Raw genomic sequence first — 21,354 nt, 5'->3', positions numbered from 1 at the left:
TGCTTAAAGGCCGGAAAGGCCGAGGGCGGGATCGATTCCATCGAGTGCGTCGGCCAGCGCCTTGGCCTTGTCCGCGATCTGTTTGCGCTGCTCGGCAGTGACTGTGTCGTAGCTCGCGTAATCGTCCTGGACCTTCAATCCATTGAGTTCGGCGTCGAGGGCGGTGATCGCGCTGTCGATCTTCGGCAGCAACTCGGCGGCGGACTTAGTCAGCAACGGGCGCAACAGGTCGACGACTTTGCGCGCAGCGAAGAGGTTGCCAGCAAATCCGTTCAGGTCGGTGTGGCTGTAGCGTTCTTCTTCGCCGCTGCTGGCACGCACATCCGCTAGGCTATTGAGGTTGCGCACCACAATGCTCACCAGTTGCTCGGGTGGCAGCGACTGGGCCAGCAGTTGCTGTTTGAGGGTGGTGACATCGCTGCTCAGGCGCTGGGCAACCGGTGCCAGACCGTCGAGGTTGCGTTGCTGGAACAGCGCGTATTCGATGCGGTGGAAACCGCTGAAGGCAGGATCCTGCTCGCGTTTCTCGAAGTAATCGGCGCGGGCATTGATCGCGTTGTCCAGTTCAGCCAAACGCTGGGCGGCCGGGGCGATCCGTTGATAGGCCGCACGAGCGGGCACATACAGCGCTTGTGCCTGGCTCAGGTCGCCAGCTGCGATGGCTTGCTCAAGGGCGGTCACCGCCTTGATCAGNNCACTGCCTTGGCTGCTCAGGTACACGCGGAACTCCGACAGCGGACCGATAAAGGCCACCATCGACGGCTTGGCCTTGGCCTGGGCATCGGACGCCGCCGTCGGTGTGACGTGCAAGGTACCGCGCGGGTTGCTCAGCAAACCGCACGTGATCGCATAGTCGCCGGGCAGCAGGTTGGCGTTGATGATCTGGCTTAAACCCGGGGCGATATTTTCGCGCTCTTCAATCACCAGCACACCGTCCAGGATTTCCCATTCCACCGCGCGGTCGGAGCGGTTGATGATGCGGAAACTGGCGCGGCCCGCCGGAACGGTCAGCGCATTCGGCTCGCAGCTGTGCGAGTGAATGGTCACCACCACTTCGTCATGGTTGGTCTGGCGCTTGGCTGCCGCCATTTTCGAGGCGTAGTAGAACAGGCCACCGGCAGCGATCATCACCACCACCGAGCCGGCCACCGCCCAGCGCAAGGCGCGGGNAGGCGAGGCCTGGGGAGGGGCTTGATTTGGCATGGGTGCCCTTACTGGCTGGAAACGGAAGAAGGTTGTTTAGCGAGTGCGGGCGCAGGGAGAAAGAACATCACCAACGCCACCACCAGGTAAATCAGATAGGCCCCGAGGGTGCTGACCGTCGGCGCGTCCTGGTAACCGAACATGCCGGCCAGCACCGAACCCGCCGGGCCGTCCATCGGCAGCGTCGCACTGAAGTCGAAGAGCACGGTTTGCAGGTGATTCCAGATTCCGGCTTCATGCAGCGCCTGCACCGAGTTGGCGAGAATGCCCGCCGCCACCACGAGGATGAACAGGCCGGTCCAGCGGAAAAACGCGCCGAGGTTCAGGCGCATGCTGCCGCTGTAGATCAGGAACCCGACGATGATCGCCAGGATCAGGCCGAGCAGGGCGCCAATCGGTGCGCCCGGGCCTTCGCTCTGCTGGAACACCGCCAGCAGGAAGAACACCGTTTCCAGGCCTTCGCGGGCCACGGCGAAAAACACCATGGCGATCAGCGCAATCACCTGATGCCTGGAGCCTGTCAGCGCGTGGTCGAGGGAGACGTGCAGCGAGTGCTTGATCGAACGCGCCACTTTGCGCATCCAGAAGACCATGGAGCTGAGAATGCCGACAGCCACCAGGCCGACCACACCTTCAAACAACTCCTGTTGTTTCTGCGGGAATTCGGCGCTCACCAGTTCCAGGCCACCGCCTACCAGCAAGGCGAGGGCGGCGGCAAGGAACACGCCGATCCACACGGCGGGCATCCACTGGCCGCGACCGGTTTGTTGCAGGTAGCTGGCGATGATGCCAACGATCAATGCGGCTTCAATGCCTTCGCGCAGCATGATTAAAAAGGGAACGAGCATTCGGCACCGCATCAGGATTGTANAGGGTGCTAATTTGTAACATAATGACACTCATTCCCAAATGGCATTCATTGACATTTACCTGAACCTAACCTGAACAGATTTAAAGATCACACCGTCCCCCTGTGGGAGCGGGCTTGCCCGCGATGGCGGAGTGTCATTCGACATATATTTTGAATGTGCAGCCGTCATCGCGGGCAAGCCCGCTCCCACAGGGATTTTTGGCTGCTCATAGGATCTGCATTGGGCTGACGGCTGCGCTAATATGCCGGCACTCAAACAAAAACAAGGCCCACCTCGCTCAATGTCGGAAAAAGACACCATCGCCATTCAACTGGTGCGCGAAGCCCTGTTGCAAAGTTGCGCCCCAGGAGCCGCCACCGACGAGGTATTGAACAAGGTCGGCATCGATCCGGCGCTGCTGCACACCACCCATGCCCGGGTCCCGGCCACTGCCTATGCGCGGCTATGGCGCTTGCTGGCCCGGCGCGGGGACGATGAATTTTTTGGCATGGACCCGCGCAAGCTCAAATCCGGCAGCCTTGAGTTTCTTTGCCGCAGTTCGATGATCCAGCCGAGCCTGGCTGCGGGCCTGACCTCAGGCCTGAGCTTTTTGTCGCTGATGCTCGAACGCATGCCTGCGCAACTGGTTCGTCAGCAAAGCCTGGCGGAGATCGTGTTGCTGGAAGACGACCAGGACCCGCGCCGCGCCTTCACCTATTTCACCTACTGGATGATCGTGCACGGCGTTGCCTGTTGGCTGGCGGGACGGCGCATACCGATTCTGGCCATCGAATTGCGCTGCCCAGCGCCGGATTTCTGCGATGACTATCAGGTGATGTTCTCCGAAAACCTGCGTTTCGACCGGCCGCGCACGCGCATGATCTTTTCTGCCGACTGCCTGGACCTGCCGATCAAGCGCAGCCCGGAGGACCTCAAGCGTTTTCTCGCGCATGCGCCGGCCAACATCCTGGTCAAGTACCGCGACCCGGAGAGCCTGGCCAGCCGGATCAAGCATGATTTGCGCCAGTTGCCTGCCGATCAGTGGCCGGAGACCGAGCCGCTGGCGCAGCAACTGTGCATGTCGGCCTCGACCTTGCGCCGGCGGCTGGCGGAGGAAGGGCAGACCTACCAGGGNCTNAAAGACAGCGTGCGCAAGGAACTGGCGATTGTCTGGCTGGCTGAGCCACAGGTCAGTTTTGCCGAAATCGCCGGGCGGTTGGGGTTTGCCGACACCAGTTCGTTCTACAAGGCGTTTCGCAAGTGGTCGGGGTCCAACCCCGGGCATTACCGCAGTTTGATATTGAACGAAGCGATAAGCCAATAGGTCACTTNNACCTCTTGAACCTTGGCCAAACCAGTCAAACAACTTGATAGCTTTGACCATTGCCCCGATCCCCGCGCGGGGTGAGTATTTCTGTGGTTTTTACGGTTCCCCCAACCTAATAAAAATACAGAGGGATTCTGGCAATGCGCGATTACTTGTCTGCCACGTCACAGTTCAATTATCAGCACACCGTCGACGCCGCCCTGGCCGGTGATTTGACTGCCCTCAACGCCTGTGTCGAATGTTGCGACCGGCATGCCTTGCCGGGGCGCATTGCGCTGTTCTGGGAAGGCCGCGACGGCGCCAGCGCGACGTACACCTTCAAAGACTTGCAGGACAAAGCCGCGCGTTTTGCCAACTTCCTCCTGGCCCAGGGCGTGAAGAAAGGCGACAAGGTCGCCGGCCTGCTGCCGCGCAACATCGAATTGCTGATCACCGTCTTCGCCACCTGGCGCATCGGCGCGGTCTATCAGCCGTTGTTCACCGCCTTCGGCCCGAAAGCCATCGAGCACCGTCTCAGTTGCTCCGGGGCCAAAGTCGTGGTGACCGACGCGGTCAATCGCCCCAAACTCGCTGAAGTCGCCGACTGCCCGACCATCGTCACCGTCGCCGGTGCGAAAGGCCAAGGCATCGTTCGTGGCGATTACAGCTTCTGGGCCGAACTGGCCAATTATTCCTCCGAATGCGAACCGGTGTTGCTGACCGGCGAAGACCCGTTCCTGCTGATGTTCACCTCGGGCACCACCGGCCCGTCGAAAGCGCTGTCGGTGCCGCTCAAGGCGATCGTTGCGTTCCAGCGCTACACCCGTGACGCCGTGGACCTGCGCCCCGAAGATGCGTTCTGGAACGTCGCCGATCCGGGCTGGGCCTACGGCATCTATTTCGGCGTGACCGGGCCGTTGTCCATGGGCCACCCGATCACCTTCTACGATGGCCCCTTCACCCTCGAAAGCACCTGCCGGGTGATCAATAAATACGGGATTACCAACTTGACCGGCTCTCCCACGGCGTATCGCCTGCTGATTGCCGGTGGTGAGCAGTTCGCCCGTTCGATCAAGGGCAAGCTGCGCATCGTCAGCAGCGCCGGCGAGCCGCTGAACCCGGAGGTCATCCGTTGGTTCGCCGATAACCTGGGCGTCACTATTCACGACCACTACGGCCAGACCGAACTGGGCATGGTGCTCTGCAACCACCATGGCCTGGCGCACCCGGTGCACGTCGGCTCNGCAGGGTTTGCCTCGCCGGGCCACCGCATCGTAGTGCTCGATGATGAATACAAGGAACTCGGCGTCGGCCAGCCAGGCATCCTCGCCATTGACCGCACCCAGTCGCCGATGTGTTGGTTCGCCGGTTATGAAGGCGCGCCAACCAAGGCCTTCGTTGGTAACTATTACCTGAGCGGCGACACCGTCGAGTGGAACCCGGACGGCAGCATCAGCTTCGTCGGCCGCAGCGATGACGTGATTACCACTTCCGGCTACCGCGTCGGCCCGTTCGATGTGGAAAGTGCGTTGATCGAACACCCGTCAGTGATCGAAGCCGCCGTNGTCGGNAANCCCGNCCCGGAGCGCACCGAACTGGTGAAAGCGTTTGTGGTGATCTGTTCGCAATACCGCCCGACGCCGGAATTGGCCGAAGAGCTGCGCCAACACGTGCGCAAGCGTCTGGCCGCGCATTCGTACCCGCGTGAAATCGAATTTGTCAGCGAGTTGCCGAAAACCCCAAGCGGCAAATTGCAGCGCTTTATCTTGCGCAACCAGGAAATCGCCAAGGCTCATGAGGCCGCGGCGAAGAACGTTTAGCTCGAACCAAGGAAACAATGATGCAGATCGAAAACAAGGTTTTTCTCGTCACAGGCGGTGCCTCGGGCCTCGGCGCGGCCACCGCTGACATGCTCATCGCGGCCGGTGCCAAAGTGATGCTGGTGGACCTGAACGCCGAGGCCGTGGCAGCCCAGGCTGAACGTCTCGGCGCGCAAAGCGTGGTGGCCGATATCAGCGACGAAGCCGCCGCCGAAGCCGCTGTGCAGGCGACGGTGAAAGCCTTCGGCGGCCTGAACGGTCTGGTCAATTGCGCCGGCATCGTGCGTGGAGAGAAGATCCTCGGCAAGAACGGCCCCCACGGCCTGGCCAGCTTTGCCCAGGTGATCAACGTCAACCTGATCGGTAGCTTCAACCTGTTGCGCCTGGCTGCTGCGGCAATGGCCGACACCGAGGCGAATGCCGACGGTGAGCGCGGCGTGATCATCAACACCGCCTCGGCGGCGGCCTATGACGGCCAGATTGGCCAGGCCGCGTATGCCGCGTCCAAAGGCGCAATTGCCAGCCTGACCTTGCCCGCCGCGCGCGAANTGGCGCGCTTCGGCATCCGTGTGATGACCATCGCCCCAGGCATTTTTGAAACGCCGATGATGGCCGGCATGACCCCGGAAGTCCGCGCCTCCCTGGCGGCCGGTGTGCCGTTCCCGCCACGTCTGGGCAAACCGTCCGAATACGCTGCGCTGGTGCGGCACATCATTGAAAACAGCATGCTCAATGGCGAGGTGATCCGTCTCGACGGTGCCTTGCGCATGGCGGCCAAATAAGGAGANNTNTCATGACTATTGCCAACGATCCGATNGTCATCGTCAGCGCCGTGCGCACGCCCATGGGCGGTTTCCAGGGCGACCTCAAAGGGCTGACCGCACCGCAACTCGGTGCTGCCGCGATTCGTGCAGCGGTTGAACGCGCCGGTATCGCGCCTGAAGCGGTCGAGGAAGTGCTGTTTGGCTGCGTACTGCCCGCCGGCCTCGGCCAGGCCCCGGCGCGTCAGGCCGCGCTGGGCGCGGGGCTGGATAAATCGACCCGCTGCACCACCCTGAACAAGATGTGCGGCTCGGGCATGGAAGCGGCGATTCTGGCCCACGACATGCTNGTTGCCGGCAGTGTCGAAGTGGTGATCGCCGGTGGCATGGAGAGTATGTCCAACGCGCCGTACCTGCTCGACCGTGCGCGCAGCGGCTACCGCATGGGCCATGGCAAGGTGCTCGACCATATGTTTCTCGACGGCCTGGAAGATGCGTATGACAAGGGCCGCCTGATGGGCACCTTTGCCGAAGACTGCGCCGAGCACAACGGGTTTACCCGTGAAGCCCAGGACGCGTTCGCCATTGCCTCGACCACCCGCGCGCAGCAGGCGATCAAGGACGGCAGCTTCAAGGACGAGATCGTGCCGATTACCGTGACTGTCGGAAAAGAGCAGGTGCTGATCAGCAACGACGAACAACCACCGAAAGCCAAACTGGACAAGATTACCTCTCTGAAACCGGCGTTTCGTGAAGGCGGCACCGTGACGGCGGCCAACTCCAGTTCGATTTCCGATGGCGCGGCGGCGTTGCTGCTGATGCGCCAGTCCGAGGCGCAAAAGCGCGGTCTCAAGCCGCTGGCGGTGATCCACGGGCATGCTGCATTTGCCGATGAGCCGGGGCTGTTCCCGGTGGCGCCGGTGGGCGCAATTCGCAAGCTGATGAGCAAAACCGGCTGGTCCGTGGACGACGTCGAGTTGTTCGAAGTCAACGAAGCGTTCGCGGTGGTCAGTCTGGTGACCATGACCAAACTGGAAATCCCCCACGAGAAGATCAACGTGCACGGCGGCGCTTGTGCCNTGGGGCATCCGATCGGCGCCTCCGGCGCGCGCATTCTGGTGACCTTGCTCTCGGCCCTGCGCCAGAAAGGCCTCAAGCGTGGCGTTGCCGCCATCTGCATCGGCGGTGGTGAAGCCACGGCCATGGCTGTGGAATGCCTTTACTAAGGCTGCCACCAATCCCTGTGGGAGCGAGCTTGCTCGCGATAGCGGTGTATCAGTCGATAAATAATGTCGAATTTGAGTCCGCCATCGCGAGCAAGCTCGCTCCCACAGGTTTTGCGTTCAACCCAATTAAGGACTGGTCATGATTCCCAACGACGAACAACTTCAGATCAGCGACGCCGCCCGGCAATTTGCCCAGGAACGCCTGAAACCGTTCGCCGCCGAATGGGACCGCGAGCACCGTTTCCCCAAGGAAGCCATCGGCGAAATGGCCGAGCTGGGCTTTTTCGGCATGCTGGTGCCGGACCAGTGGGGCGGTTGCGACACCGGCTACCTGGCCTATGCCATGGCGCTGGAAGAAATCGCCGCCGGTGACGGCGCGTGCTCAACCATCATGAGCGTGCACAACTCGGTGGGTTGCGTGCCGATTCTCAAGTTCGGCAACGACGATCAGAAAGAACGCTTCCTCAAGCCACTGGCCAGCGGCGCGATGCTCGGCGCCTTTGCCCTGACCGAGCCACAGGCAGGCTCTGATGCCAGTAGCCTGAAAACCCGTGCGCGCCTTGAAGGCGACCATTACGTGCTCAATGGTTGCAAGCAATTCATCACCTCCGGGCAGAACGCCGGGGTGGTGATTGTGTTTGCCGTGACCGACCCGAGTGCCGGAAAACGTGGCATCACGGCGCTGATCGTGCCGACTGATTCGCCGGGCTATAAAGTCGCCCGGGTCGAAGACAAACTCGGTCAGCACGCGTCCGACACCTGCCAGATTCTGTTTGAGGATGTGAAGGTGCCCGTCGCCAATCGCTTGGGCGAGGAGGGCGAAGGCTACAAGATCGCCCTGGCCAACCTCGAAGGCGGGCGTGTGGGTATTGCCTCGCAATCGGTGGGCATGGCCCGCGCCGCGTTTGAAGCAGCACGCGACTANGCCCGTGAGCGCGAAAGCTTTGGTAAAGCGTTGATTGAGCACCAGGCGGTGGCGTTCCGCCTGGCGGACATGGCCACTCAAATCACGGTCGCCCGGCAAATGGTGCATTACGCCGCCGCGCTGCGTGACAGCGGCAAGCCGGCGCTGGTCGAAGCGTCGATGGCCAAGCTGTTTGCCTCGGAAATGGCCGAGAAAGTCTGCTCCGCCGCCTTGCAAACCTTGGGCGGTTACGGTTACCTGAGCGACTTCCCCCTGGAGCGGATCTACCGCGATGTGCGGGTCTGCCAGATTTACGAAGGCACCAGCGATATTCAGCGCATGGTTATTTCGCGCAATCTTTGAGAAGGAAGCTACTTGTGAACTACGAAACGATTTTGCTGGAAACCCACGGTCGTGTGGGCTTGATCACCCTCAACCGGCCGCAGGCTCTGAACGCGTTGAATGCGCAGATCGTCAGCGAACTGAACCATGCCCTCGATGGACTGGAAGCCGATTCGAACATCGGTTGCATCGTGTTAACCGGCTCCAAAAAAGCCTTCGCTGCCGGTGCCGACATCAAGGAAATGGCCGAGCTGACTTACCCGCAGATCTACCTCGACGACCTGTTCAGCGACAGTGACCGCGTGGCCAACCGCCGCAAGCCGATCATTGCGGCCGTTAATGGGTTCGCCCTGGGCGGCGGCTGCGAACTGGCGTTGATGTGCGACTTCATCCTGGCCGGTGATACGGCGAAGTTCGGTCAGCCGGAAATCAACCTCGGTGTATTGCCGGGCATGGGCGGCACCCAGCGCCTGACCCGCGCAGTGGGCAAGGCCAAGGCCATGGAAATGTGCCTGACCGGGCGCTTTATCGATGCGGTGGAAGCTGAGCGCTGCGGGATTGTCGCGCGCATTGTGCCGGCCGATGAACTGCTGGAAGAGGCGCTGAAAGTCGCCACACTGATTGCCGGCAAGTCAGTGCCGATCAGCATGATGGTCAAGGAAAGTGTGAACCGCGCGTTTGAAGTGAGCCTGTCCGAAGGCGTGCGCTTTGAACGCCGGGTGTTCCATGCGGCGTTTGCGACGCAAGACCAGAAGGAAGGCATGGCGGCNTTTGTTGCCAAGCGCGAGGCTGAATTCAAAGGCAAGTAATGCGGCGCTTTCACTGACGCCATCGCGGGCAAGCCCGCTCCCACAGTGGATCTCCAGCGTTCACAGCTCTTGTGTACACCAGAGAACCCTGTGGGAAGGGGCTTGCCCGCGATGCTTTTAGGGCTTACACCAAATAATTCTTCAGCTCCCGGGCAATCACCATCCGCTGAATCTCGCTCGACCCTTCATAAATCTGCGTAATCCTGGCATCCCGGTAGTAACGCTCCACCGGGTAATCCTCAAGATACCCATAGCCGCCATGAATCTGCATCGCTGAAGAGCAGACCTTTTCGGCCATTTCCGAGGCGAACAGCTTGGCCTGGGAGGCTTCCGACAAGCATGGTTTGCCGGCACTGCGCAGGCGCGCGGCGTGCAGGATCAGCAGGCGTGCGGCATTGAGCCGGGTTTGCATGTCTGCCAGCAGGTTGGCGATGCTCTGGTGCTCAATGATTGCCTGGTTGAATTGCACGCGATCACGGGCGTACGCCAGCGCCGCCTCAAACGCGGCCCGTGCGATGCCCAATGCTTGGGCGGCAATACCGATGCGCCCGCCTTCGAGGTTGGACAGGGCGATGGCCAGGCCTTTGCCGCGTTCACCCAGCAGGTTGGCTTCGGGCACTGTGCACTCGCTGAGTGTCACTGCACAGGTGTCAGAGGCGCGAATGCCCATCTTGTGTTCGGTGCGGTCGACGATAAAACCGGCGGTATCGGTCGGCACCAGAAACGCTGAGATGCCGCGTTTGCCCAGGTCCGGATCGGTCACGGCAAACACAATCGCCAGTTTTGCCCGCTTGCCATTGCTGACGAATTGCTTGGCACCGTTGATCACCCATTGCCCNTCACGCAGTTCAGCGCGGGTGCGCAGGTTGTGGGCTTCGGAGCCGGCCTGGGGTTCGGTCAGGCAGAAGCAGCCAATGGCCTGGCCGCTGGCNAGGTCGGGCAGCCANGTTTGTTTCTGTTCTTCGGTGCCGTAGTTGAGTACCGGGCCGCAGCCCACGGAATTGTGGATGCTCATCAACGCGCCCGTGGCACCGTCGCCGGCGGAAATCTCTTCCACCGCCAGGGCGTAGGCGACGTAGTCGACATAGGTGCCGCCCCATTCTTCCGGCACCACCATGCCCAGCAGGCCCAGTTCACCCATCTTCGCCACCAGGCCGTCATCGATCCAGCCGGCCTTTTCCCAGGCTTGCGCATGGGGCGCGATTTCGCCGCGGGCAAAGTCCCGGGCCATGTCGCGGATCATGACTTGCTCTTCGCTCAATTCGATATCGTGCATGGCTCAGTTCCCGCTCTGTTTAAAACCGCTGAAGAAACTCGCGACGTGCTCGGCGTCCAGCGCCTGCAAGGTCGGCGGGTTCCAGCGTGGTTGCTTGTCTTTATCGATCAGCAAGGCGCGCACGCCTTCGATCAGGTCGCCGCGCGCGAACCACTGACGGTCCAGGTGCAGCTCAAGGGCGAAACAGTCTTCGAGACTCAAGTGCCGACCACGGCGCAGCATTTCCAGGGTGACACCCATCGCCAGCGGCGAACGGCTCTCCAGCAGGTCGGCGGTGGTCGTGGCCCACTCGTGGCTGTCGGCGACCGTGACTTCACGCAGTTGCTCAACAATACTCGGCACGTCGGGCAGGGCGAAGAAGTGATCGATGGCCGGGCGCAACGCTTCCAATGGCGCATCGGGCAGTTGTTGCACCGCGAGTTTCGCCAGCAGGCCTTGCAGGTCCTTGAGCGGCGTTTCGTGCCATTGGAGCTGATCGAGTTGCTCGTCGAGCGAGCTGAGCTTTTCGCTTTCCAGGTACCAGTCGGCCAAGCCGCAATAAAGCGCATCGGCCGCGCGGATCTGCACGCCACTGACGCCCAGGTAAATCCCCAGTTCACCGGGAACCCGTGGCAAGAAGTGGCTGCCACCCACGTCGGGGAAATAGCCGATGGCCACTTCCGGCATGGCCAGGCGGCTGCGCTCGGTGACCACCCGCAAGTCAGCGCCTTGCACCAGACCCATACCGCCGCCGAGGACGAAACCGTCCATCAAGGCCAGCACCGGTTTGCGGTAGTGATGAATGGCGAGGTCGAGGGCGTATTCCTCGACGAAGAACTCTTCGTGCAGCGTGTCGCCGCTTTTGAAACTGTCATACAGCGAGCGAATATCGCCGCCGGCACAGAACGCTTTCTCGCCCGCACCGCGCAAGACCACTGCATGAACCTGCGGATCCTGCGCCCAGGCGTCGAGCTGGCGCTGCAGGTGGCGGACCATGTCCAGGGTAATGGCGTTGAGACCGGCGGGGCGATTGAGGGTCAGGTGACCGATGTGGTTGCGGACCTCGGCCAGCACTTCGTTTTGCGTGGCATCCATGGACGAAGTCGCCTTCGATGAAACCTGAGCAGTCATCACTAACTCCCTGCTTTTATTGTTCTTTATAGAGAAGCTCGCGCGCGAGCGATGCTGGATCGTAACAGTGCAAATTTGTGATGTACAACCGGGATATATGCAGGTTCTTCCTGCATATTTGCATGGCTCTAAATGGGGGAGATTCTATGTTGCAGGGCATAGTCGCAGATTATCGGCAGGCAAGGTCCTGCACTGACCGTTGGTCGATCCTTGTGACGCTATGCACGATTGGACAGCACCTCACCAATACTGCGACGTTTGGCGTGTAACTCACTGATATGAATCAGTTGTTCAAGGTCTTCCGGGGTGACATCGAAGAATGCTTCCATTTCCGCCAAGGCGAGTTTCAAGTCCTGTGCGGTGATGGCCTGGCTGTCGATCGGGGGATGATCGGCCGGAACCACGGCCACCGGCTCGCTGGCACGCTTGGGGTAGCGAATGCGCGTCAGGTTGTTGTAGGCCAGAGCGCTGAGCAGCAGGGTCGATGCGCCGAGCATCACCGGGCCGAGGGCTTTCCAGTCCAGCGCGATGGTCGCCGGGTCTGCCAGGACCAACAGCAGCGCCAAGGCGCCGGCCGGTGGATGCAGGCAACGCAGCCAGCACATCAGGATCAGCGCCATGCCCGCCGCCAGGCAGGCGCTGCCGAGGGTTCGTCCGAGGACGTGAGCCACCAGCAGCGAAACGACGCCAGCACTCAAATATCCGCCAAGAATTGACCACGGCTGGGCGAGGGCGCCGGAAGAAACGGCAAACAGCAACACCGCTGATGCGCCCAACGGCCCGATCAAATGCTGGGCCACTTCCATGCCGAACACTTGCGCGCACAGCCAGACGCTGAACAGCGTGCCCAGGGACATGCCGATGGCGGCACGGCTCCATTCGGAAGGACGGGTGTTGATGGCGGCAGGTAACCAGCGAGCGAGCATGAGGCAAACGATCCGTTGGTAAAAAACCAGGAAAAAAAAAGGCTTATCTGGGAAACCCAGAAAGCCCTTGAAGGTGTTCCAACTATTGGGGGAGGAACGAGGCACAGTGTGCCGTGCATTCCCGATGCTGACAAATTCATATTAATGCAGTTTGAGTGCATTATTTTTGCTGTAACGCGACTCGACGACCGCTCATGAAACACAGAGACCCGCCCATGGCTGTCAGCGCGCTCAAGGCATAAAACATGGTGGGCGCCGGTGTGTGCATCAGCAGGAAACCGCAAATCACCGGGCTTAGCGCGCCGCCGAGGGCCGCGAGGTTCTGTGCGCCGTAGTAACTGCCGCGCAGTTCTTCCGGGGCCAGGGTATCGACGAAGAGAAATTCGGCGGGGTAAATGATCATTTCGCCGAGGGTGAAGATGAACATCGCCACGCACCAGCTCACCAGGCTGTCGGCCAGACTGAAGCCGATCAGCCCGACGATAAACAGGCTGGTGCCGCCTGCGATCCAGTAACGCAGCTGTTCGCGCTTGAGGAAACGGCCGATCTGGTATTGCAGCAGGATCACGCTGATGGCGTTGCAGGCGAGCAGCGCGGCCATGGTTTCCAGCGCGCGCTTGGAGTCTTGGGTCACCAGCAGGTATTGCGACAAGTACAAGGTGAACCGGCCGTGGACCACGGTGCTGAGCAGGCAACCGCAGGTGAACATGATCAGGGTGCGGTCGTTCTTCAGAGTAATCAGCGTCTTGAGAAAACTTTGGGGTTGGCCGATCGGGGGTGTCTGCGACGAGTCCCTGGGGATGCCGATCATCAGGAAAATGCTGAAGAACGCGATGCCGCCGGCAATCAGGAACGGCGCAATCGGGTACTGGCCGGCGATCACCACGCCGACCATCGGGCCGGTGGCGTAGCCGACGTTGGTCAGTGTGTAGCGCAGTGAAAATACCTTGGCGCGATCCCCGACGGGCAGGTTCTCGCTGATGATGGCCTTGGAGCCGATCAGGAATAATGCCGACGCGGCTTCGGTGATGACCAGGGTCAGGGTGGTGAGGTAGAGGTTGCTGGCAAAGGTCAGCAACAGAAAACCGATGGAGCTGGAGAGCATGGCCAGGATCAGCAGCTTGCGCTTTTCCAGGCGGTCGATGATGTAGCCGCCGTAGAGGCCGAGCAGTGTGGCGATGAACACCGCGATGCCCATCAGCAGGCCGATGTCCTGTTGATTGAGACCCAGTCGGTTGCTCAGGAACAGCGTGAGCAGCGGGCTGGTGATGGCGCGGCTGACGACGATGGTCAGCGAAACGATCATCAGCCGACGGATTACGAGCGAGTAAGTGGCCACGGTGGGGCAAATGTCCTTATTCAGATTCTATGGTGTTCGACGTGGAATCGAGTCGCGGCCATCGCGAGCAAGCTCGCTCCCACAGGCGTTGGTGTGAACACAAAATATGTGGCCACCTTGGTCAACACAAAATTCAAGACAGCCACCGATCCAGAGAACGAACCGATTCCAGCTCATCCAACCGCCACAGTTGTTTAAGCAATTCCCCAGCCTGCTCCCGCGGCATCACCCGCGTCGCCAAGCTGAAAAACTTCTCCTCCAGCGCCGCATCACTCAACGGATTCCCCGGCGCACCCAATGGCGGGTCGACACAAAGACTCGCCTGCCGACCGTCCACCGTCCGCACGCGGATGACGGGCTCGCCATCCTCTGACAGTTGCGGATCCACTTCAAGACGAATGCGCGACATCCAGTGAGCAATCCGGGGGTCGACACGTTGTGCCTCGTCATAGGCTTCCAGCCGGCAATGGCCATGAACCAGCCGGGCGGCGAGGGCATAGGGCAAACTCATCTGTGCCGCCGCCAGCGTGCTGACATCCTTCCCACCGCACATGTCCTGAAGAAACCCGCACAACGAGACTTCGATGTCTTCCATCTGATCGGCGCCGACCTGCAGTTGATCCAGTAACAACCCCAACGCATCGATTGCCGAATGAGTTCCCCGGCACGCGGCGTAGGGCTTGATCGAGCAGCGGGCGAGTTTCCACACGACGCCCAGATCCGCATCGAGCGCGGTCGGGTCTGAGGCCACGCCGGCCAGGGTTCTGAGAAAACCGCCCCAGACATCCTCGAACAACTGCTTCGGCCCGCTGATGCCTTGTTGAGCAAACCGCGCCGCCAGCAATCCACCCTCGGCTGCTCGACCGCTGTGCAGCTTTTTACTCTGCGAGCCGTCGTGGATGAAGGCCCACAAACCACCGCTGAAACTGCCGGCGATGCCCAGTGCCGACACGGTTTGCGCGGCGTCCAGCCCGAGAATCCGCGCGCTCGCCGCCGCTGCGCCGAACACCCCGCAGGTCGCGGTCGAATGCCAGCCCGCGCCGTTGTGCGCCGAGTAACCGCCGCAGGCTTCGAGCACGCGACGGCTGACGTCGTAGCCAATCACTACGGCGGTAATCAACTCGCGACCGTTGACCGGTGCCGTCTGCATCGACACCGCTGCCATGACCGCCGGCAGCACCACCGCACCGGAGTGATCGCAACCACCGGTATCGTCCAGTTCCAGAGCATGGGCGGCGATCCCATTGAGGATCGCCGCCTGAGCGGCGCCGAGCCGCAAGTCAGTGCCCCAGACCAACGTGTTGCCGGACTCACCGGTAAACACCAGACGCGCCTGTTTCGCCACTTCGCTGTCAGCCCCGGCCAATGTCGCGCCGAAGGTGTCGAGGATGTGTCGTTTGGCTTGCGCCACCAGGGCCGGTGGCAAGTCTTCAAAGCGCGTGTCGACGCAAAACTGCGCGAGTCGCTGCATGCGTTCAGTCATACGAGGTAATCCCGGTAATGCCGCTCATACACCGATGCCGGGTGATCGTCGGTCACGGTGACAGCCGAATCGGCCCACCATTGCGCGACCTCGCTGGCCGTGGCGATCCACACGTCATCGTGCTGCTGGATGCCCTGGAGCAACTCACGCAACACGCCAATCCGCCCCGGCGTGGCGATGATTTCCGGGTGCAGGCGCAGCACGTAGCACAGGCCAAACCGGTGAAACCCGGCGAAGTCCAGTTGCAGGTTGCCCAGGGTGTGGCTATAAGAGGCGATCCGCGATTGCGCCGGTGGCACCGCCGGGCTGAGGTTGAAGGCAAAGTAGGGTTCGTCTTCCAGTTCGTAGTGCAACGGCAGCTCGATCACTTCGGGGGCCGTGGGGTGAGCGAACGGCAAATCATCGCCGCGCCACGACGAAGACCAGCGAATGCCTTGGTCCCTCAACACCTCGATGAAGCCCGGCGCACCGTTACCGGCCGGGATGCGAAACCCTGTCGGACGCTGGCCGGTCAGCGCCGCCAGCGCTTCGCAACCCTTGGCAATCTCGGCGCTTTGTCCCGCCAGATCGAGCAGGTCGTAGTTCCGGTGGCGATAGCCGGCGCAGGCGATCTCATGCCCGCCGGCCTGAATCGCCCGAAGGTGTTGCGGGTTTTCCTCGGCAACGATACCCGGGATGCACCAGCTGCTTTTTACCCCGAGTTCGGCGAACAAACCGAGCAAACGTTCGACGCCGCGCTGGGTGCCGTAACGCCAGACCGACAGCGTCTTGTCGCGCCCGGCGACTTCAGGCGCCTGAGTCAGAATGCCGTGAATGTCGTTGTAGTCGACGGTCAGGACCACGGCGCAGCGGTAGCCTTGGGGCCAGACGGTGGAATCAGCCATGGTGATGCTCCTTGAGCCACCACTGGGCGACATCGCGGCAGGTGGCGAACCACACATCGTCGCGCTGACGCATGTGTTCGAAGAGTTTTTCCAGTAGCAGGATGCGCCCCGGCTTGCCGGTGATCTTGGGGTGGAACAGGGTGGTCAGGCACAGCCCTTCATTCATCGCGCCGTCGTATTCGCGGCACCAGTTGTCGAGGGTCAGTGCGTAGCTGGCGGTGCGGTCCAGCCCGGAAGGGAAGTCCGGCGCGCGGGTGTAGGCGAGGGAGGCGTAGTCGTCCATTTCCCAGCGGCCGGGGATTTCCACCAGCGGCGTCTCGTAGCCCGGTACTTTTACCAGGTACGGGCGGTCATCGCCGCGCATGCTGCTGGAGTAGGTCACGCCGGCTTCCACCAGCATGGCCGGGGTCTCGGCCCGCCAGTCGCCGGACGGCGTGCGGAAACCTTCGGCGCGGATGTTCAGGTGCTTCCAGAACACCTCGCGGGATTTGTTCATTACGTCCTTTTGCTGTTCCAGCGTCAGGGCGTAAAAGGATTCGTGTTTGTAGCCGTGGTACGCCACCTCATGCCCGCGCTCGACAATCGCCTGGCATTGCTTCGGCCAGTTTTCCACGACCCAGGCCGGGACGAAAAACGTGGTCGGGATCCGGTATTCGTCGAGCAGATCGAGAATCCGCGGCAGCGCCCGGTAAGGACCATAACCGCCGAAACCGAAGTACTCGGGCTTGCGCCAGATCGAGCCGTTGAGCATCGCATCGCCCGTCGGGCCATCGAGATCGAAGGCCAGGGCGAGGCAGGCTGTGTGCTGGTCGGGCCAGGTGGGTTGTGGCGAGGAGGACATCAGTGGCTCTCCATTTATCTATAGGTAAAACGCAGAACCTGTGGGAGCGGGCTTGCCCGCGATGACGGCAGCACATTCAACATTGATGTCGACTGACATGGCCTCTTCGCGGGCAAGTCTCGCTCCTACAGGGCAAGCATTACTTGCCGGCGTTGATGGTTACGGTTTTGATTGCACCCAGTTCCAGATCCCATTTCTTCAGGATGGTCTGGTAAGTGCCGTCATCCACCATGCTCTGCATCGCCACCTTCACCGCTTCACTCAACTCAGGCTTTTTCTTGCTCACGCCCAGGCCGGTGAACTGCTGGGAGATCGGCAGGCCCACGGTCTTGTACATGTCCTTTTCCTGGGTCTTGAGATACGGCAGGGTTTCGCTGCCCTGCATCGCCGCGTCGATACGGCTCTGACGCAATTGCGCGCGGGCATCGGCCGAGCCTTCGGTGCCGACCACCACGATGGCCGGTTTACCGGCGCCTTCGCAGTGGGCCTTGCTGTATTCAGCAATCTCGGCCGGGAAGGTGGTACGGCGGCTGGTGCCGACTTTTTTGCCGCACAGGTCGGTGATCTCGTTGAAGTCCTTGTTTTTCTGCAAGGTGTAGAACTGCGGGCCGCTGGTGAAGTAGTCGACGAAGGTCACACTGGCCTGGCGTTCGGCCGTGTCGCTCATGCCCGACAGCACGATGTCCACGCGCTTGGTGGTCAGGCCGCTGAGCATTTGCTCGAAGCCGGTTTCCTGCCACTTGATCTTCACGCCGAGACGTTCGGCCAGGGCGTTGCCCAGGTCGAAATCCAGGCCGGTGAGCTTGTTGGTGGCGGTGTCTTTGAAATCCATCGGCGGGTAGTTCGGCACGATCGCTACCACGACCTCGCCTTTTTCCTTGAGGCTGGCTGGAAGCTCAGCGGCGAACGCGAAGCCGGAGGCCATAATGCTTGCGAGTACTGCTGGGATAACGATGTTCTTCATGGTCGTTCTCTTATGAGTGTTGTGAGCGCTAAAGGACGCTTAGGTTCGAACGGCAGAAATGAAGCTTTGGGTGCGCGGGTTTTGCGGACTTATTAGTATTTCTTCGGGGCTTCCAGCCTCCACGATCTGCCCGCCGTCCATGAACACCATGCGGTTGGAAACCTCACGGGCGAAGCCCAGTTCATGGGTGACCACAATCATGGTCATGCCGCTGGTGGCCAAATCGCGCATCACCGACAGCACTTCGCCTACCAGCTCCGGGTCGAGGGCTGACGTGGGTTCGTCGAACAACATCAACTTGGGGCGCATGGCCAACGCACGGGCAATGGCCACACGCTGTTGCTGGCCGCCGGACAATTCCATCGGGTAGCTGTTGCGCTTGTCGGCCAGGCCGACGCGAGCGAGCAATTCCACGGCTTCTTCATGCGCCTCTTTGGGCGAACGCTTGAGCACCTGGCACGGCCCTTCGATGATGTTTTGCAGCACAGTCATGTGCGGGAACAGATTGAAACGCTGGAACACCATGCCGGTGGACAGGCGTTGNCGGGCGATCTGTGATTCGTTCATCTCATGCAGCTTGTTGCCGACAACGCGGTAACCCACCAGTTCGCCGTCGACCCACAGGCCGCCCTTGTCGATTTTTTCCAGCTGGTTCACACAGCGCAACAGCGTGCTTTTACCCGAGCCGGACGGGCCGATGATGCACATCACTTCGCCTTGCTCGACCTCGATATTGATGTCGCGCAGCGCGTGATACTCGTCGTAATACTTGTTCAGGTTGACGGCCTTGACGATGCTTCTCATGGGGCAAATCTCANGAACGCTTGCCGGCGCCGCGAGCGAAACGACGCTCCAGACGGCTTTGACCGAAGGACAGCACGGTGACGGTGGCCAGGTACCAAATGCCGGCCACAATCAGCAGCTCCATGACCCGGGCGTTGGCGTAGTAGATGTTTTGCGCGTTGTGCAACAGCTCCGAATACTGGATCACGCTGGCCAGGCTGGTCATTTTCACCATGCTGATGAACTCGTTACCTACCGGCGGAATGATCACCCGCATGGCCTGCGGCAGAATCACCCTACGCAGCGCTTGCAAGCGCGGCATACCGATCGACTTGGCGGCTTCGTACTGGCCGGTGTCCACCGACAGCAAGCCGGCACGCACCACTTCGGCGGTGTAGGCGCCCTGGTTGATACTGAGGCCGAGCAGGGCGGCCACGAACGGCGTCATCAGGGCGACGGTGTCGATTTNGAACAGACCGGGGATGCCGATGGTGGGAAATATCAGCGCCAGGTTGAACCACAGCAGCAGTTGCAAAATCAGCGGCGTACCGCGAAACAGCCAGGTGTAGGTGATGGCCACATACCGCAGGATCGGGTTGGCCGACATGCGCATGATCGCCGTGATCACCCCGATCACCACACCCAGCGCCATCGCCAGAATCGACATGACGATGGTGTTGACCAGGCCCCACATGATCGCTTGCGAGGTGAGGAACTGGCCGATGTACGACCATTCGATCTTGCCTTCGGCAAAGGCCCGCACCAGGCCGATGATCGCGATAACGATGACGGTGGCGAAGAAAATTCGCCCGTAATAACGACGGGGCACGTGGTGGTACTGGGTGATATCGAACTGGTTTTCCGCCAGTTTTCGCTCCGACTGGAGTCGTTCTGCCTGAGTCTGGCTCATGTTGTTTCTCCGTACACTTGGTAATTCAGGCCAACCACTATCCCTGTGGGAGCGAGCTTGCTCGCGATGGCGGCGTTACATTCAAGATCAATGTTGACTGACCCACCGCTATCGCGAGCAAGCTCGCTCCCACAGGTTTTGTGTTCTGCCTTAAAGGCGGAAACCCTGATAGTTCTCGGTCCACTCTTGCTGCGCCGCTAGTGCAGTTTTCAAACGGCCGATCTGCTCGCGCACCTGTTGCGGCGCGGTGCCGCCCCAGCCACTGCGGGCAGCGATGGCGGCTTCGAGGGTCAGGCTGTCGCGCACTTCCGGTTTGAGACGCGGGTCGATCTCGGCCAGCAGCGCCGGGGACGCTTCCCACAATTCAATGTCGTGTTTCTCACAGGCCTGAACCAACGCGCCGGTGATTTCATGCGCTTCCTTGAACGGCACGCCGCGCACCGCCAACCAGTCGGCGACTTCGGTGGCGAGGGTGAAGCCCAGCGGTGCCTGGCGACGCAGCTCTTCCACCTGCACCTTCATGGTCGCGACCATCCCGGCCATCGCCGGCAGCACCAGCAGCAAGGTGTCGACGCTGTCCANCACNCCGTTCTTGTCTTCGCTCAAGTCGCGGTTGTACGACAGCGGCAGGGATTTCAACGTCGACAACAAGCCAGTGAGGTTGCCNATCAAACGCCCAGCCTTGCCCCGCGCCAGTTCGGCAATGTCCGGGTTCTTTTTCTGCGGCATGATCGAGCTGCCTGTGGCATAGGCATCGTCCAATACAACCCAGCGAAATTGCCGCGACGACCACAGGCAAAACTCTTCGGCGAGGCGGGAAATGTTGATCCCGAGCATGCTGGCGATAAACAGAAACTCGGCGACGTGATCGCGGCTGGCGACGGCGTCGATCGAGTTTTCGCACGGCCCGGTGTAGCCCATTTCCTTGGCCGACTGCTGCGGCAGGCGTGCGATGGCGGAACCGGCCATGGCTGCCGCGCCGAGTGGCGACAGCGAGGTGCGATTGTCCCAGTCCACCAGGCGTTGCACGTCACGCAGCATCGATTGAGCGTGCGCCAACAAGTGGTGGGCAAACACAATCGGTTGCGCCTGCTGCAAGTGAGTGAAGCCTGGGCAAATGCTGTCGACGTGCTGCTCAGCCTGCTCCACCAGCGCTTGCTGCAAGGCCAACACTTCGACGGCCAGGGTGCGCACGTGATCCCGCAGGAACAGGCGCAGGTCGTTGGCGGTCTGGTCGTTGCGTGAACGCCCGGCGCGCAGCTTGCCGCCCAAGGCGCCCAGGCGCTCGGTCAAAACGCGTTCGATAAAGGTGTGGACGTCTTCGTCGTCCAGGGTCGGCGCGATGCTGCCGGCGCGGAAGTCATCACCGATGCGCGTCAAAGCGTCGAGCATGGTCAGGGTTTCCTGCTCGCTCAACAGCCCGGCGCGCTGCAATTCACGGGCATGCGCCTTGGAACCGGCGAGGTCATACGGGGTAAGGCGAAAGTAGCGCTCGGGGCAACGGGACAAGGCCGCCAGGGCTTCGGATGGGCCGCTTTTGAAGCGCGCACCCCAGAGACGGTCGGTGGTTTGAGACATTGTTGTTTTCCTCGTCGGTAAAGCGAACTGAAATCGGT

Annotated in this window: 19 protein-coding genes; 6 read left to right on the top strand and 13 right to left on the bottom strand. The window is 61.2% G+C overall.

The window, feature by feature from the left end; translation table 11 throughout:
• Positions 1-3: 3 nt before the first annotated feature.
• Both efeO and efeU read right to left on the bottom strand, forming a co-directional pair.
• Complete coding sequence (gene efeO, locus B7L09_RS02320; RefSeq protein ID WP_094467546.1) at positions 4-1,203, bottom strand: iron uptake system protein EfeO; 1,200 nt, start codon at positions 1,201-1,203, stop codon at positions 4-6.
• 8 nt (positions 1,204-1,211) lie between these two features.
• Positions 1,212-2,051 (bottom strand): iron uptake transporter permease EfeU, encoded by an 840-nt coding sequence (efeU, locus tag B7L09_RS02315; RefSeq protein WP_094467545.1) that lies wholly within the window; start codon positions 2,049-2,051, stop codon positions 1,212-1,214.
• A 304-nt stretch (positions 2,052-2,355) separates the two neighbouring features.
• Here efeU and B7L09_RS02305 point away from each other — a divergent pair, with 304 nt between their 5' ends.
• The 6 genes from B7L09_RS02305 to B7L09_RS02280 all read left to right on the top strand — a co-directional run bounded on the left by B7L09_RS02305 (position 2,356) and on the right by B7L09_RS02280 (position 9,222).
• Positions 2,356-3,378, top strand: coding sequence for an AraC family transcriptional regulator (locus B7L09_RS02305; protein ID WP_094467543.1), 1,023 nt, complete (start codon positions 2,356-2,358; stop codon positions 3,376-3,378).
• 143 nt (positions 3,379-3,521) lie between these two features.
• Positions 3,522-5,180 carry an AMP-binding protein gene (locus B7L09_RS02300; RefSeq protein ID WP_094467542.1) on the top strand — a complete coding sequence of 553 codons (1,659 nt, stop codon included), beginning with the start codon at positions 3,522-3,524 and terminating at the stop codon, positions 5,178-5,180.
• A gap of 20 nt (positions 5,181-5,200) precedes the next feature.
• Positions 5,201-5,962 (top strand): SDR family NAD(P)-dependent oxidoreductase, encoded by a 762-nt coding sequence (locus tag B7L09_RS02295; protein WP_094467541.1) that lies wholly within the window; start codon positions 5,201-5,203, stop codon positions 5,960-5,962.
• A gap of 11 nt (positions 5,963-5,973) precedes the next feature.
• Positions 5,974-7,167 (top strand): acetyl-CoA C-acyltransferase, encoded by a 1,194-nt coding sequence (locus tag B7L09_RS02290; protein WP_094467540.1) that lies wholly within the window; start codon positions 5,974-5,976, stop codon positions 7,165-7,167.
• Between the two features lie 139 nt (positions 7,168-7,306).
• The gene (locus tag B7L09_RS02285) at positions 7,307-8,434 is read left to right on the top strand and encodes an acyl-CoA dehydrogenase (protein ID WP_094467539.1); all 1,128 of its coding nucleotides are present in this window, start codon (positions 7,307-7,309) and stop codon (positions 8,432-8,434) included.
• A gap of 14 nt (positions 8,435-8,448) precedes the next feature.
• Entirely contained in the window at positions 8,449-9,222 is a 774-nt protein-coding gene (locus B7L09_RS02280; RefSeq protein ID WP_094467538.1) for an enoyl-CoA hydratase, read from the top strand.
• 124 nt (positions 9,223-9,346) lie between these two features.
• On the opposite strand, the gene B7L09_RS02275 is transcribed toward B7L09_RS02280, so the two are convergent.
• The 11 genes from B7L09_RS02275 to argH form a co-directional block, all read right to left on the bottom strand.
• Entirely contained in the window at positions 9,347-10,498 is a 1,152-nt protein-coding gene (locus B7L09_RS02275) for an acyl-CoA dehydrogenase family protein (protein ID WP_094467537.1), read from the bottom strand.
• Positions 10,499-10,501: 3 nt separating this feature from the next.
• Positions 10,502-11,608 (bottom strand): enoyl-CoA hydratase/isomerase family protein, encoded by a 1,107-nt coding sequence (locus B7L09_RS02270; RefSeq protein ID WP_094467536.1) that lies wholly within the window; start codon positions 11,606-11,608, stop codon positions 10,502-10,504.
• Between the two features lie 218 nt (positions 11,609-11,826).
• A complete protein-coding gene (locus B7L09_RS02265; RefSeq protein WP_094467535.1) occupies positions 11,827-12,534 on the bottom strand; it encodes an HPP family protein in 708 nt (235 codons plus the stop codon).
• A 160-nt stretch (positions 12,535-12,694) separates the two neighbouring features.
• On the bottom strand, positions 12,695-13,873 hold the full coding sequence (locus B7L09_RS02260) for an MFS transporter (RefSeq protein ID WP_094467534.1): 1,179 nt from the start codon (positions 13,871-13,873) through the stop codon (positions 12,695-12,697).
• A gap of 133 nt (positions 13,874-14,006) precedes the next feature.
• Entirely contained in the window at positions 14,007-15,356 is a 1,350-nt protein-coding gene (locus tag B7L09_RS02255) for an MmgE/PrpD family protein (RefSeq protein WP_094467533.1), read from the bottom strand.
• Positions 15,353-16,240 (bottom strand): polysaccharide deacetylase family protein, encoded by an 888-nt coding sequence (locus B7L09_RS02250; RefSeq protein ID WP_094467532.1) that lies wholly within the window; start codon positions 16,238-16,240, stop codon positions 15,353-15,355. The genes B7L09_RS02255 and B7L09_RS02250 overlap by 4 nt, the downstream gene beginning before the upstream one ends.
• The gene (locus B7L09_RS02245) at positions 16,233-17,081 is read right to left on the bottom strand and encodes a polysaccharide deacetylase family protein (RefSeq protein ID WP_094467531.1); all 849 of its coding nucleotides are present in this window, start codon (positions 17,079-17,081) and stop codon (positions 16,233-16,235) included. The genes B7L09_RS02250 and B7L09_RS02245 overlap by 8 nt, the downstream gene beginning before the upstream one ends.
• A gap of 139 nt (positions 17,082-17,220) precedes the next feature.
• Positions 17,221-18,045 carry an ABC transporter substrate-binding protein gene (locus tag B7L09_RS02240; protein ID WP_094467530.1) on the bottom strand — a complete coding sequence of 275 codons (825 nt, stop codon included), beginning with the start codon at positions 18,043-18,045 and terminating at the stop codon, positions 17,221-17,223.
• 39 nt (positions 18,046-18,084) lie between these two features.
• On the bottom strand, positions 18,085-18,849 hold the full coding sequence (locus B7L09_RS02235; RefSeq protein ID WP_094467529.1) for an amino acid ABC transporter ATP-binding protein: 765 nt from the start codon (positions 18,847-18,849) through the stop codon (positions 18,085-18,087).
• Between the two features lie 10 nt (positions 18,850-18,859).
• Positions 18,860-19,738 carry an amino acid ABC transporter permease gene (locus B7L09_RS02230; protein ID WP_094467528.1) on the bottom strand — a complete coding sequence of 293 codons (879 nt, stop codon included), beginning with the start codon at positions 19,736-19,738 and terminating at the stop codon, positions 18,860-18,862.
• A gap of 150 nt (positions 19,739-19,888) precedes the next feature.
• Positions 19,889-21,316, bottom strand: a complete 1,428-nt coding sequence (gene argH / locus B7L09_RS02225; RefSeq protein WP_094467527.1) for an argininosuccinate lyase — start codon at positions 21,314-21,316, stop codon at positions 19,889-19,891.
• Positions 21,317-21,354 lie beyond the last annotated feature (38 nt).

This window comes from Pseudomonas mandelii (assembly GCF_002251635.1).
Classification (GTDB): Bacteria; Pseudomonadota; Gammaproteobacteria; order Pseudomonadales; family Pseudomonadaceae; genus Aquipseudomonas; species Aquipseudomonas mandelii_B.
The sequence above is the reverse complement of the archived record's forward strand: the minus strand, read 5'-3'. Positions and strand labels throughout refer to the sequence as shown.